The 14,592-nt window shown below is 21.0% G+C and carries 13 protein-coding genes and 1 tRNA gene; 13 read left to right on the top strand and 1 reads right to left on the bottom strand.

Annotated features, from left to right (window positions below):
- The first annotated feature begins 161 nt into the window (after positions 1-161).
- The 13 genes from hrcA to MCAV_RS02465 all read left to right on the top strand — a co-directional run bounded on the left by hrcA (position 162) and on the right by MCAV_RS02465 (position 12,239).
- Complete coding sequence (gene hrcA / locus MCAV_RS02525; protein WP_391591563.1) at positions 162-1,244, top strand: heat-inducible transcriptional repressor HrcA; 1,083 nt, start codon at positions 162-164, stop codon at positions 1,242-1,244.
- Positions 1,231-1,779, top strand: a complete 549-nt coding sequence (locus MCAV_RS02520; RefSeq protein ID WP_391591562.1) for a hypothetical protein — start codon at positions 1,231-1,233, stop codon at positions 1,777-1,779. The genes hrcA and MCAV_RS02520 overlap by 14 nt, the downstream gene beginning before the upstream one ends.
- Positions 1,780-1,831: 52 nt before the next feature.
- Complete coding sequence (locus MCAV_RS02515) at positions 1,832-3,823, top strand: cysteine peptidase family C39 domain-containing protein (protein WP_391591561.1); 1,992 nt, start codon at positions 1,832-1,834, stop codon at positions 3,821-3,823.
- A gap of 4 nt (positions 3,824-3,827) precedes the next feature.
- Positions 3,828-4,190, top strand: a complete 363-nt coding sequence (locus MCAV_RS02510; RefSeq protein WP_391591560.1) for a hypothetical protein — start codon at positions 3,828-3,830, stop codon at positions 4,188-4,190.
- 51 nt (positions 4,191-4,241) lie between these two features.
- Positions 4,242-4,676: an rRNA maturation RNase YbeY gene (gene ybeY, locus MCAV_RS02505; protein WP_391591559.1), complete on the top strand. Its 435-nt coding sequence runs from the start codon at positions 4,242-4,244 to the stop codon at positions 4,674-4,676.
- The gene (locus MCAV_RS02500; protein WP_391591558.1) at positions 4,669-5,055 is read left to right on the top strand and encodes a diacylglycerol kinase; all 387 of its coding nucleotides are present in this window, start codon (positions 4,669-4,671) and stop codon (positions 5,053-5,055) included. The genes ybeY and MCAV_RS02500 overlap by 8 nt, the downstream gene beginning before the upstream one ends.
- 24 nt (positions 5,056-5,079) lie before the next feature.
- A complete protein-coding gene (gene era, locus MCAV_RS02495; RefSeq protein ID WP_391591557.1) occupies positions 5,080-5,970 on the top strand; it encodes a GTPase Era in 891 nt (296 codons plus the stop codon).
- 1 nt (position 5,971) lies between these two features.
- The gene (gene recO, locus MCAV_RS02490) at positions 5,972-6,664 is read left to right on the top strand and encodes a DNA repair protein RecO (RefSeq protein ID WP_391591556.1); all 693 of its coding nucleotides are present in this window, start codon (positions 5,972-5,974) and stop codon (positions 6,662-6,664) included.
- 6 nt (positions 6,665-6,670) lie between these two features.
- The gene (locus tag MCAV_RS02485) at positions 6,671-8,092 is read left to right on the top strand and encodes a glycine--tRNA ligase (protein ID WP_391591555.1); all 1,422 of its coding nucleotides are present in this window, start codon (positions 6,671-6,673) and stop codon (positions 8,090-8,092) included.
- A gap of 28 nt (positions 8,093-8,120) precedes the next feature.
- Positions 8,121-10,310, top strand: coding sequence for a DNA primase (dnaG, locus tag MCAV_RS02480; RefSeq protein ID WP_391591554.1), 2,190 nt, complete (start codon positions 8,121-8,123; stop codon positions 10,308-10,310).
- A 129-nt stretch (positions 10,311-10,439) separates the two neighbouring features.
- Positions 10,440-11,102, top strand: a complete 663-nt coding sequence (ruvA, locus tag MCAV_RS02475) for a Holliday junction branch migration protein RuvA (protein WP_391591553.1) — start codon at positions 10,440-10,442, stop codon at positions 11,100-11,102.
- Positions 11,103-11,123: 21 nt separating this feature from the next.
- Positions 11,124-12,092: a Holliday junction branch migration DNA helicase RuvB gene (ruvB, locus tag MCAV_RS02470; RefSeq protein WP_391591552.1), complete on the top strand. Its 969-nt coding sequence runs from the start codon at positions 11,124-11,126 to the stop codon at positions 12,090-12,092.
- 72 nt (positions 12,093-12,164) lie between these two features.
- Positions 12,165-12,239: transfer RNA gene (locus tag MCAV_RS02465), tRNA-Trp, on the top strand.
- An 82-nt stretch (positions 12,240-12,321) separates the two neighbouring features.
- Here MCAV_RS02465 and MCAV_RS02460 read toward each other — a convergent pair.
- Complete coding sequence (locus MCAV_RS02460; RefSeq protein ID WP_391591551.1) at positions 12,322-14,478, bottom strand: RelA/SpoT family protein; 2,157 nt, start codon at positions 14,476-14,478, stop codon at positions 12,322-12,324.
- Between the last annotated feature and the right edge of the window lie 114 nt (positions 14,479-14,592).

Genomic DNA, 14,592 nt, shown 5'->3' with positions numbered 1-14,592 from the left:
GAATTTCTTAATATATATGACTAATTTTTATAACTTAATATTAATCATTAAAAATAACATTAAGAATAAAATAGGAAACTATTATATCAAAATTAAAATAAAAATGCTTTTTAAATTTATATAATATAAGTTATTATAATTATTAAATTATTTTTTAAACTATGAATGAATCTGTTAAAAATCCACTAGCAATCAACTATCTATCAGATCGTCAAAAAAAAATTTTAAAATATATTATTGAAGCAAATATTGAAGATCCTGAAGCAGTTGCAAGTAATAAATTAAAAGAAAATCTTTTAAAAGAAGTTTCTTCAGCAACAATCAGAAATGATCTAGTTTCATTAGAAAAATCAGGATTTTTAGTTAAAGAACACACTTCTTCTGGTAGAGTTCCTACAAAAATGGGTTATCAATTTTATGTAACTCATTTAATGGACTCTAATAGTGAAAAATTTAAAAACATTTATGGTGAAATTAATCAAATTTTTAATAAACGAAGTGAATCAATTGATGTTACGATTAATGAAACAGTTAAAATTTTAAAAAAATTCATTCAATTACCAATTGTTGTTAATAAGGTTACAGATAAAAATGAACTTTTAAAACGAATTGATATTGTTAACATTTCATTAAATCAATTTATGTTGTTTTTAATTACTTCACATGCAAATGTTATTAAAGAATTTATTGAAATTGAAAATCAAGTACAATATGAAGATATTTCAGCGTGTTTAAGAATTTTTAATGAAAAATTAATTAATTTACCAATTAATCAAATTATTAATGAAATTCATAAATTAGATACAATAATTCGTTCTAAAGTTCATCAATATGAATTTATTTTTCAAAAAGTAATTGAAAAAATTATTTTAAAAATTCAACAAAATTATTACATTAATAAACCTAAAGTTTATAACGTAAAATCACTAGTAACTAAACCAGAAGTTCAAAATCATGATATTGATTTAGAAAAATTACTTGATTTGCTTGAAAATACTTCAATTTTTAGTCAAATTAATTTTAATCATCAAAAAACTGGTAAAACTTTAATTAATTTTGATAATTCGATTGAAGGAGTAACTTTAGCAGCTACTGAAATTGAAGATGATAGTGGTGCTAAACACCAAATTGGTTTTTTAGGACCAATGCGTATGGACTATCAATTATTAAATCAAATTTTAGAATTTTTATGTGAAAAACTATCAGTAAAAAAACCAAAGATCAAAAAAAATGAAAAGAAATAATCTGCGTTTTATTAAATCATTTATTAAAGTTTATATTGGTAAAAATTTAAAAAATTGCAAAATTGATTTTAATAATTATGATCAAATTTTTTTGAATTTAATTTTATTTATTGCTCTTGTATTAGTTTTTCAAAAATTAGAAATTACTAAAATTAATAAATCTGAAGATGTTTTAAAAAATCCTAAAATTTTTTGAAAATTAATGCAGCCAAAACTAATTTATAAAAGTTATTTATTAACATTAGTTTTTTTAGCGCAATATTCAGAAAAAAAAGAAATTTATCAAAATCATTTAAGCCATGAATCAGAACATAAAGTTGAAAAAATCCTTCACTATCATTTAGACAATTATCAAGAATTATTAAAAATTGCATTTAATGTTAATGATATTTTGCTTAATGAAATTAAAAATAATAGTTTAAATGTTATAAATTTAGTTAAAGAAGTTGATGAATTAAAAAAAATTTTAGAACAATTATTTTATCAATCAGCCAATTATATAATTTATCTTTATTTTATTAATATTGATAATTAATTTTTTCTGCTTTTACAATTTTTTTATTTAATAAATTGTTGAAGGTGGAAAAATGAAAATTTATCGACAACAAGAAATTTTTGATTGTGGTATTTGTGTGACACAATCATTAATTAATTTTTTTTATCATAAAGAAATTAGTAGAGAAGAATTGATTAGTAATGCTAAATTAACTCAAAGTGGCATGAGCATTTTAGATCTAGAAGAAATGAATAAAAAATATGGTATTTGTCTAGATTCATACGAACTATCTTTTGATGATTTTGTTAATTATCAAACAAAAGATTATTTTATTTTATTATTAAATTTCCCATCTGGTAATCATTATGTAATTGCTAAAAAAAATAATAATGAGATTACTATTTATGATTCACTTTCTGGTAAAAGAAAAATTAGTTATCAACAATTAAAAGAATATTATGCCAATATTTTTATTGAAATCAAAAAACAAAAAAATAATGCTAAATTACTAAATGTTTATATTGAACGAAAAATTAACATTAACTGAATTGCATTAATTAAAATTTTTATTATTAATATTATTGTATTAGCATTAACAATAATTTCTGGTTATTTCATTAAAACGATATTTAATAATGTCATTGGGTCCAATGACATTAGCAATTTAGGCACAATTGTTTTTATTGCAGTTTTTGGTTATTTGGCAAATGGTTTTGGTAATTTTATGATTGAAATTCTTGAAACAAATCAAAGAAAAAATTACTATAAAAATCTTTCTAATGATTTGTTAAATCATTTAGCTAATAAAAATAATGATTTTTTTCACAAAGTTTCACAACATCAATTCGTTTTATTAAATTATCATATTGAAGTTATTAGTAAATATTATAGTCGTTATTATCATAGTTTTTTAATTCATTTAATTAGTGTTTTATATTTATCAACTTTTATAGCAATTTTAGATTGAAGAATTATTTTAATTATTATTGGATCTTTATTAACTCAAATTTGTTATACTTTTTTTGCATATCAATTTAATAAGAAACAATATCCTAAAATTAAATTTCTTGAAGATAAAAGTAAAGAAAATTATTTTGAACTAAAACGTTTTTTTAATGAAGAAATTAATCAAAACAAATTAATTCATTTATTAAAAGGAATCAAAAATAATACAGCGATGTTATCGATTTTTGATTATAAATGAACATTATCTAATGGTTGTTTTGAAAAAATTAATGCTTTTGTTACAAATTTAATTAATTTAATGCTTTATGCTTTTGGAGCATATTTGCTAATTAAAAATCAAATCCAATTTGGTAGTTTAATTGTTATTACTACTTTTTATGGATATATCAATACATCATTTTCTAAACTTGTTGATTTTTATTTTTATACGATTGATTTTAATTTTTCTCAAAAAGTATACTTAAACTTTCTAAATGTTGCTAATCAGAAAAAAGATGGCTTAGATTGAGAAAAAATCAATGAAATTAAAGTTGAAAAATTATCTTATTATTGTGATGGAAAAAGGATTTTTCAAAATTTAAATTTAAAAATTAAAAATAACTGTTTTATTCAAGGTCCAAGTGGATCAGGAAAAAGCACTTTGTATGGATTATTGTGTCAAAAATTAAAACCAACAATTGGCAACATTAAATTTAATGACATTGACATTAATTTTTTTCATCCTCAAAAATTTAATGCTAATGTGATTTATCAAAAAAACATTAGTTATATTCCTGATTTTAGTTGATCAAAAATTTTTCAAAATATAACAAATGATGAAAAGAAATTAATTATTACAGTTTGTGAATTAATGAATTTAGAACTTAAAGATAATTTAAAAATTCAAAACATTAGTTCAGGACAAGCGCAATTTATTAATTTAGTTTTATTATTACAATTGAAAAATAAATTAATAATTTTAGATGAAGCAACTAGTCATATTGATAAAAAAATTAAAAACATTATTTTTCAAACTTTAATTGATAAAATTGCGCAAAACAACTTTTTAATTTGTACTGAACATGATTTAGCAATTGCTGATTTTTTCAAACAAAAAATTATTATTAAAGGTGATTAAAATAATGCAAAACTTTAAAACTAATATCTTGATTTTATTTTTTATATTTTTATCAGCCTTGATTGGATCAGGCTTTTTATTAAAAATTAAAAAATATGAAGTTAATTATTTACAAAATTTTCAAACATTTCAAAAATTAAATCTTTCCAATCAATCATATCAATATTTAAAAAATATGATTGATAAAAATATTTTTTATTTTAAAAAAGATAATGATGAATATCAAGCTAAAATTATTCGTAAAATCACTAATGAAAAAAGTGTTGAATTATTTTTTAAAATCAAAAATATAGAAATTAATCCAACTTTTACTGAAATTAGATATTATTTAAAACAGAATTATTATTGAAAAGAAATTTTTAGTTAAAATATTATAATATACTATTCAAGTTAATATATTTTATGTAAACGATCTAATATGCGATTCAAAATATTTAATAAAAATCAATACTTCATTACTGATAAAATGATGTCTAATTTTGAAATTATTACTAATGAAATATCAAAAATTCTAAAAATTAAAGAAGATTTTTATTTTGAAGTAAATTTTGTTTCTAAATATATGATTCAAGAAATAAATAAAAAATATCTTAATAAAGATAAAGTAACTGATGTGTTAAGTTTTAGTTATTTAAATTTAGAATTTAATCAAAATTTATTGGGCGAAATTTTTATTTGTTATGATAAATGTGTAGCACAATCAAAGGCTTATGGTACAACATTGAATCGAGAAATTTCATTCATGTTTTTACACGGATTTTTACATCTTTTAGGTTATGATCACATCACTGAAGAAGATCGAAAAAAAATGTTCTCTTTTCAAGATTTAATTTTAGATAAAATTTATGAATAAAATTAATAAATCAACAAATAACAGTATTAAAAATTATTTTTTAAAAGCACTAAATGCATTTAAGGGACTTTATACTGTTTTCAAAGAAGAAAAATCGTTTATTGCAATTTTTATTATTATTGTGATTTCTTATGTCATTGCAGGCATTTATTATTATAAAATGGGTTTAATTCATTGAATTATTTTAATTTTAGTAAATGCCTTAATGATTGTTGTTGAAATTATTAATACTGCAATTGAAAATATTGTTGATTTAATTAATTTTAAATATGGGATTAATGCTAAAAAAATTAAAAATATATCTTCAGCTGCTAGTTTAGTTATTATCATTTCTGGTTTAATTATTTATTTAATTTTATTTATTAATGTTATTGCTTAAAGTTTAATAAAAGTTAATCAATTTATGGAGAAAAAATTACAAGGCAAAGTTTTATTATGTGGTATTGCTAATGCTGGCAAATCAACTATTATTAATAAAATATCACAATATGAATTTGCTCTAACAAATAAAAAGCCACAAACTACTAGAAAAGATATTAAATTTCTTTATCAAGATGATTCTTATCATATTTTAATTGTTGATACACCAGGATTTCATTTTACTAAAAATCAGTTAGATATCTTTATGAATCAGCAAATATATAAAAATTTCAAAGATGTTGATGTTGTTTCTTATATTTGTGATTTAACTCATAAGATCGATCAAGAAGCAATATTTTTTATGAATGAATTAAATAAAAGAGCATCAAATAAATTAGTAGTTATTTTTACAAAGTCTGATTTATTAAAACCAGAAGAAATTCAAGCAAAAAAGGAAAATAAATTAAAAGAAATTAGTCAGTATTTAAATATTAATAATCACTTTGTAACAGGAATTAATGATCCTAATTTTATAAAAAAATTTTTAGAATTAATTGATTTTGGTTTATCGCATCAAAAGCAAATTGATTTTGAAAATCAAGATAATGATAATTTTCTTATTTCTGAAACAATTAGAGGTGTAACATTAAATTTATTACATCAAGAAATACCTTATGGGATTCATGTTCATATTGAAGATACTAAATATCAATCTAATACTAACTTATTTTCAATTGAAGCGCATATTATATGTGAAGCTGAAGCCAAAAAAAGAATTATCATAGGAAAAAATGCTAATAAAATTAAAGCAATTGGAATTCAATCAAGAGAAAAATTAAGCAAAATATATGATGCTAAAATTTTTTTAAATTTAATTGTTAAAGTATCTAAAGATTGAAGAAATAATAAAAATTTTATTAATAAATATATTTAGTATGTCAGAAAAAATTGTTAATGGTTATTTATTATCTGAACGTGAATATCAAGATATTGATAAAATTATTAAATTAATTAGTCATGAAAAAATTTTTAGTTGTCTAGCATTAGGAGTAAGAAAAATCAATAGTAAAAACTCACGCAATTTATTTTTTGGGCACTTAATTGAAATTCATTTTTTTGAAGCTAGAATGGAAAATAAATTATCAAAACTTAAAAAAGTTTATTTATTAGAAAATTTAGATCAAGATTTGATTAATAATAAATCGGTCATTTTTTTAAATAATTTATTTGAAAAAATTAATCATCAAAATCCAAATATTAATTTATTTGAAATTTATCAAAAATTTATTGAAATAATTAAATTAAAAAAATATGACGATGATTTAATCATTAATTACATTTTAGTTAAATCACAAATTATTTTTGGTTTTCAATTAAATTATCGTCATTGTAATTTATGTCAGACAAAGCAAAAAATCACTTCAATTTCATTAGATAATTATGGCTTATTATGTAATTTATGTTCAAAAAAAACAAATACACCAAAATGAAGTAATGACGCTCTTTTATTATTTTTATTTTTAAATCAAAATGATTTAGAAAAAGCGAATAATCATCAAATAGCAAATTCATTAGTTTGTTCATTCATGAAAAAAGTTTATCAAAAATTAACAGGAATTAGAATCTAATATAAAATGAATCAGAATCTTAATAAATCAATTATTGATTATTTAAAAAACTATGGTTTTATTATTTTAAATAGTGAAATTTATGGTGGTTTAGAAAATGCTTGAGATTATGGGCCATTAGGAACAATGTTAAAAAATAACATTCGTGATTTGTGATGAGATTTTTTTATTAAACGTGATCCAAATGTTTATCCAATGGATTCATCGATTATTGTTAAAAATGATGTATGAAAAGCATCGAAACATTTAGAAAATTTTAATGATTTACTTATTGATTGTAAAGAATGTAAAAATCGTTTTCGGGTTGATCATTTTTTAAATAATTTTAATTATCACAATATTGAAAATAAAACTCCTTTAGAAATTAATCAAATTATTAATAATGATCCTAAAATTCAATGTCTTAATTGCAATAAAAAAAATTTTACAAAAGTACGTAAATTTAATTTAATGTATAAAACATTAGCAAAATTTGATCATGAATCAAATGATGATGGATTTTTTTTAAGACCAGAAACTGCTCAAAATATTTTTATCAATTATAAAACGATTCAAAGAATTACTCGAGCAAAATTACCGTTTGCGATCGCTCAAGTTGGTAAAGCCTTTCGTAATGAAATTACGATTGGTAATAGTATTTTTCGTACAAGAGAATTTGAACAAATGGAACTTGAATGATTTTGTAAACCAGAAGATGCTAATATTATTTTTGAAAAGCAATTAACTAAAATTAAAAATTTTCTTTTTAATTTATTAAAACTAGATGAAAATAAAATTTTTATTAATGAAATTGATCCAGATAATTTAGCACATTATAGTAATCGCACAATTGATATTGAATATCAATTTGCTCATGGTCAAGCTGAATTGTGAGGCTTAGCTAATCGTACTGATTTTGATTTAAAAAATCATCAAACTATGGCTAATCAAGATTTATCATATTTTGATGATCAAAATAAAATTAGATTTATTCCCTATGTGATTGAACCATCAGTAGGATTAAATCGTTTGTTATTAGCTGTGATCACTAATTTTTATCAATTAGAACAAATTAGTGATACAGATTCAAGAATTTTATTAAAATTACCTGTTTATTTAGCACCATATTCAGTTGCTGTTTTACCTTTAACTAAAAAACAAGAGCAATTAGCTAAATTAATTTGATATGATTTAATCAATCACGGTTTTTCAATTACATATGATTTAAAAGGCAGTATTGGTAAAAGATATCGTAGAAATGATGCTATTGGTACTCCTTTTTGTCTTACAATTGATTTTAATACGTATGATGAAACAAGAGATGATATTAACAAAATTGATTTAAATAATTGCTCAATGACAATTCGTTATCGTGATAGTATGAAACAAGATCGAATTTCTTATTTTGATTTTAAAAAATTTTTAATGAAACAATTAAATCCATTTTAATGATAAATGATAGTAACAGGATAAAAATATGAATTTCAATAAAGATTTAATTAAAAAAGTAAAAATTTTAGATGTTATTGGAAAATATATTAATTTAAAAAAACAGGGCAATAATTATGTTGGTTTGTGTCCGTTTCATTCTGATCAAAATCCTTCCTTACATGTATCAGTAACTAAAAATATTTTTAAATGTTTTTCTTGTTCTGTTAGTGGTGATGGAATTAATTTTTTAATAAAACATTTAAATTTAAAATATCATGAAGCATTAATTCAAGCACTTCAAATGTCTGGAATTAATCAAGAAGAATATGCTCATTTAATTTATCAAAAAAATCAATCTAAACCATTTGAAAAAATCTATCAATTAAATCAATTTATTGCTGATCAATATATTGAATTTTTAGCAACTGATAAAAATGTTTTAAATTACTTAAAATCAGTTAGACAAATTGATCTAAATTTAATTAAAAAATTTAAAATCGGTTATGCTCCTAAAATTGAAAATAACTTATCAGTTGTTGAACAATTAATTAATAAAAATAAAACAATTAATAATAGTGAATTTACGATTCAAGATCTTAAAACTGCTGGTTTAATTAATGTTGTTAATAATCATATTACTGATTTTTTTAGTGAAAGAATTGTTTTTCCAATTATCAATCAAGATGATGAAATTATTGGTTTTGCAGGAAGAATTTTTCAAGATCATGAAAATGTTGCTAAATATTTAAATAGTCGTGAATCAGATGTTTTTAAGAAAAATCAAGTTTTATATAACTTAAATCATTTGTATCAAAATAATCAAAAATATGATGAAATTTATTTAGTAGAAGGTTATATGGATGTTATTGCTTTAACTAAAATCAACATTTTTAATGTTGTAGCAACAATGGGAACTAATTTATCAGATTTTCAAATTAATTTAATTGAAAAATATTTTAAAAACCAAAAATTCAAAAAAGTTATTCTTGGTTTTGATAATGATCTTGCTGGTAAAAATTTTAGTGAAAAAGTAGCTAACATTTTATTAGAAAAGGGTTATGAAGTAAAAATAATTGATTATTCGCAATTAATTAATCCAACTAATAAAAAATTAAAAGATATTGATGAAATTATTTTAGAAAATGATCAAAAAAATTTAACTTTATTAAAAACACCAATTAATTATTTTGATTGATTCATTAAAGATTGTAAAAAACGTGAATGATTAAACATTGATGAAGCTAAAAAAATTTGTCTTTTTGCACTAAATTATTTTTTTAAAATTAATAACAATCAAATTAATTTTAAAAATTTAGTTTCGATTGAATATGCAAAAGAATCAATTGAAAACATTTTTTTAATTTTTGATCATTTTAATGATAAAAGATTAAACAAATATTGAAACAACAAAAAAGAACAATATTTAGACGCACTTTATTGTGAAGAGTCCTATGTAAAAAAAAGTGCATTAAATCAAAAATTGTCAAATTATAATAATGAGAATTTTAATGATTTTAATTATTTAGATAACCAAATTAAAAAATTAGTTATCAACAATCAATTTGTTAATAGTTATGATCCTAATTGATCTTCAAAAGAAGAATTACAAATTGAAAAAACACCAATTAAAAACAATTCTATTTATTATGAAAATATCATAAAATATGGTAGAAAAATTTTTTTATATTTTTTAAATCAAAAAAAATTAAGTTTAAAAATTATTTTCAAAAATAATTTAGATTGTAAATTTGAAGGAATTTTTTTTCAAAGTTCTGAAGCTGAAAATTATCGCAAAATTTTTTTTACCCTTTTTTATTTAATTAAAGAAGAATCATTTGTCAATATTGATAATCAAGTAATGTGAAATTCTTTTTTAACTGATAAATTTATTCAACAAGAATTTAAAAATAATCATGAACAAATGACAATTTTAAAATCATTAAATTATCAAACTAATGATTTTGAAAAGATTCAAAATAGTATTGCAAAAAAAAATTTTGAAGTTGATTTTTTAACTAATTTTTTCAATTTCAAATTTAATTTATTATTTCATGAATACTGATGCATGTCAGAAAAAATATCACAACTAATTAAATCTTCTAATTTAGATCCAGAAGCAAATTATCAATCGATTACTAAAACTAATATTTCCAAAAAGAAACTTTTTCAACAGATTAAAACGATTAGAGAAGATTCAATCAAAATTTCTAAAAATTTAGTTAAAACTAAATTTTAAAAAAATTATCAATTAAAAATTCTGCTTTTTTTCAAATTTTTCATAATATATATAATGAATCAAAATAACTAGTAAATTTAATTTACTTGCTATTTAATATATACACTACTATTCATGGAGAAATAATTTATGATTAATTATATTGTTGGAAAAATTTGTTATGTTAATTCTAAGTTTTTAATTTTAGAATCTAACTGAGTGGGTTATCATATAAATATTACTAATCCTAATGATTTTGAATTAAACGCAACTAAAAGAATTTATATTAGTGAAATTTTAAGAATGAATAATAAAAATTTCATTAGTAAAGAATATTATGGGTTTAAGGATTTAGAATCAAAAATTTTATTTAATATGTTGCAAAACGTCCAAGGAATTGGGCCTAAAACAGCAATTAATATTTTAAAAAATGGTGCTAGAAATATTATTAATTTAATTAAGCGTAATGATGAAAAAGAATTAGCTCGTTTGCCTGGATTAAATACTAATTTAGCAAAAAATATTTGTTCAGCCTTATTCAATACTTATTTAACTAATGATCCAAATGATAAAAAAACTGACAATAGTAATTTCAATTCTTTAGATGAAAAATATTCAATTGGTGATTTAAATGAAGCTTTAAGTGTTTTAGGTTATAACAAAGAAGATATTTTAGAAGCAATTAACAAATTTGAATCTAATAATAAAGAGCCAAACATTGATATTAGTACTGCTGTTGCTGAATGCATTAAAATCATTAGTAACCAAAATATTTGCCAAAATGAATTAAATCAATCTATAGAAACTAATTAATCATTTAAGTTTTCAATTGCAATGGATACAAAATTAAGGCCTAAAAAATTAAATCAATTTATTGGCAAACCTAATCTTATTAAATCAATTAAAGTGGCAATTGAAGCTTGTAAAAAATTAAATAAATCACTTGATCATTGTTTGTTTTATGGGCCAGCTGGAGTTGGAAAAACAACTTTAGCATTAGTAATTGCTAATGAATTAAAAACAAAAATTAAAATTATTCAATCAATTAATTTAAAAAATGTTTCTGATTTAGTTTCGATTTTAAGTGGTATTAAAGAAAAAGAAATTTTATTTATTGATGAAATTCATAGTTTAAATCGTAATATTGCTGAAATTCTTTATACAGTTTTAGAAGATAATGTTTTAGATATTGTGATCGGTAAAACTTATAATACTAAAGTTATTAGAATGAAATTACCAAAAATAACAATTATTGGTGCAACAACTCATTTAGGAGAATTAACTAAAGCATTAGAAGATCGTTTTAATTACACTTTTTTTATTGATACTTACAATTATGATGAATTAAAACTAATTGTTAAACAAAGTGTAAAAGAATATAATTTCAAATTAGAAGAGTCTGATATTGATATTATTATTCAAAATTCTCGTGGTATTCCTAGAATTGCTAATAAAATTATCAATCAAATTAATAATCATATTGTTACTACAGATAATATTGATATTGTTAGAATTGTTAGAGAATCAGGTTATTTAATTAATGGTTTAACTGTAGTTGATTTAAAGTATTTAAAATATTTGTATGATGCTCCAGCAAGAACGGCGGGATTAAAGTCAATATCTCAAGCGATTAATTTAGATGAAAAAACAATATTAGAAAAAATTGAATCTTATTTGATAAAAGCTCAATATTTATTTAAATCAAGTAAAGGAAGAACTTTAAGTACTAAAGGAATTAATTTAGTATCAAGAAATAAAAATTTATTTGAAAATGATTTGGGTTTTAATTTTAGTAAATTTTAATTTTGAAAATTTTAATATTAAAATCAATTCTAAATATTTTTATTTATAATATGGTTATTATATGATACATATAGGCGTGTAGTTCAATGGTAGAACAATAGTCTCCAAAACTATGTGTTGTGGGTTCGATTCCTATCACGCCTGCCATGTTATTAATATTTAATAAAAACAAAAAAACAATAAGTGAGTTTTTCATTTATTGTTTTTTTATTTAATAATTTAATTTCAACTAAATAATTTCTACGTCTTTAACAAAACCTTTAATTTTCAAATTATTAATTAAACGACTCAATTGATTATGATCATTAATTCTAATAATTACATTGGCTTTAAAATCAAGATCATTTAAACTTGGTTCAACATCAACTTTTAGAATTAAAACTTTATGTTGTAACATAGTATGTAAAATTTGATTAGTAATTGTTTGAGTCAATTTACCAAAAATTTTCATTTTAACTTTAAATTGTCTTGGATCTGATGATAATAATTTTTTATCCCAATTAATAACAACGCGTTTACCTTGATTAGAATTTGCCTTAGGACAATCATAACGATGAACTTTTAAAATATTATTTTTTAAAACACCAATTAAGTGCAAATAAGGAAATTTAGAACAACAATCAGTAATTACAATTTTGTCAGGAAAAATTCCAATTGGTGGTTCAAAATAAGTATTTAAAAATATTTTTTGAGCAAAAAATTTCTTAATGATTCCAAAAGATTTTTGTCATACTTCTTTATTATTAGAAAATAAATTGTAAATTATCTCTGAATCTAATTCTGATTTAGAAATTTCTTCTAAAAAATCATTAATGTTTTTATAACCTAAATAACTTAGTCTTCTCTTATAGTTGTTTTCATTAATTTCAGGAATTTTTAAATATTTTTGCACATTAGATCAAAATTTGTCAATATTACTTTGAATTTTAATATTGCGTTTTTTCACAAAATTTTCAATATGATTAATTAAGTGAATGTTTTGTGTAGAGCGAATTCATGATTCTTCCATTTTTGTGATATTAGTATAATTAAAATGAACTACATCACCTTTATGCACACGTGAATCAAAAGATACCATTTCACCATTTAAAAAAGCATTTGCTAAATAAGGAAATTTTTCTAAGTTATATCTGAAAGCTAAATCTAAAATTGTTGTTTTACTTGTTGATACATAAAATTGATTATCATTAGAAATAAAAACATCAAATAATTCGTTTTTAGAAATTTCTTTAATTACTTCTACAGAAGCTTCACGACCTTGTAAAAATTCATCAATCATTTTTTTAGATAATGGTAAATAATCACGACCTTCTTTATATTTTCAATGGGCTGCTAAACCCATTTGGGAAATTTCATGCATTTCTTCAGTACGAATTTGAAATTCCATTAAAAAACGATTGACAATAATTGTTGTATGAATTGATCGATATAAATTTCATTTTGGTGAAGAAATAAAATCTTTAAAAGCATTAACAATATAAATAAAATTTAAATGAATTAATCCTAAAACTAAATAACATTGTAAAGGATCTTTAACAATAATTCTCATTGCAAAAATATCATGAATATTTTCAATTAAATATCCTTTTTCAGTTTTACGATAAATTGAATAAATTCCTTTAATTCGATGTTCAATTTTATGTTCAATTGCTTCAACATCTAACATATTTTTAATTTGAGAACGAATTCGATCTCATTGATTTTGTGAGTTTGATTCTAGTTTTCGTAAATATTTATAAATCAGTGAGTATGAATGGGGATCAATAATTTTAAATGCCATGTCTTCTAATTGGGTTTTAATGTTATACATTCCCATTCTTCCAGCAATACTGGCATAAATATCTAATGTTTCTCTAGCAATTGATTGCTGTTTTTCATAACTTAAAAAATTAATTGTTTCCATGTTATGAGTCCGATCAGCAAGTTTAACAACAATCGCTCTTAAATCTTTTGATAGCGATAGAAATACTTGGACAATATAAACATTACTTTGATTGTTACTAATCACACCATCACGTTTTCGTTTGGAATATTGAGTTACTTTAGAAACAGTTTGAACAATATCAGCAATGTCAAAACCAAATTCTAATAATAAATCATTATAAGTAACTTCAGTATCTTCAATTACATCATGCAATAAACCCGCACAAATCGTTTCATAATCCATTTTTCATGCACATAATTTTGTTGCAGTAATAATTAAATGAGCCAAATAAGGTTCGCCACTTTTTCGATTTTGACCAAAATGAGCATTTTCAGCAAATTGAATTGCCTTATTAATTTTTTTCATTTCGGTTTTATCAAATTTTAATTCATGTACTTTTTGATAAAACTCATTTTTTAGATCATCGATTAATTGTTGGTGGTTGTGATATTTATTGATCATAATGTTTGATTAAAATTAAATTAATTGATTAGTTTTTAATATATTTTATTAGATCTATTCTTAAATAATAATTGCAAAAAAAAAAAAAAAATAACCACAAAATTAATTGCAGTT

The organism is [Mycoplasma] cavipharyngis (assembly GCF_042984175.1).
GTDB lineage: Bacteria > Bacillota_I > Bacilli_A > Mycoplasmatales > Mycoplasmoidaceae > Mycoplasma_N > Mycoplasma_N cavipharyngis.
The sequence above is the reverse complement of the archived record's forward strand: the minus strand, read 5'-3'. Positions and strand labels throughout refer to the sequence as shown.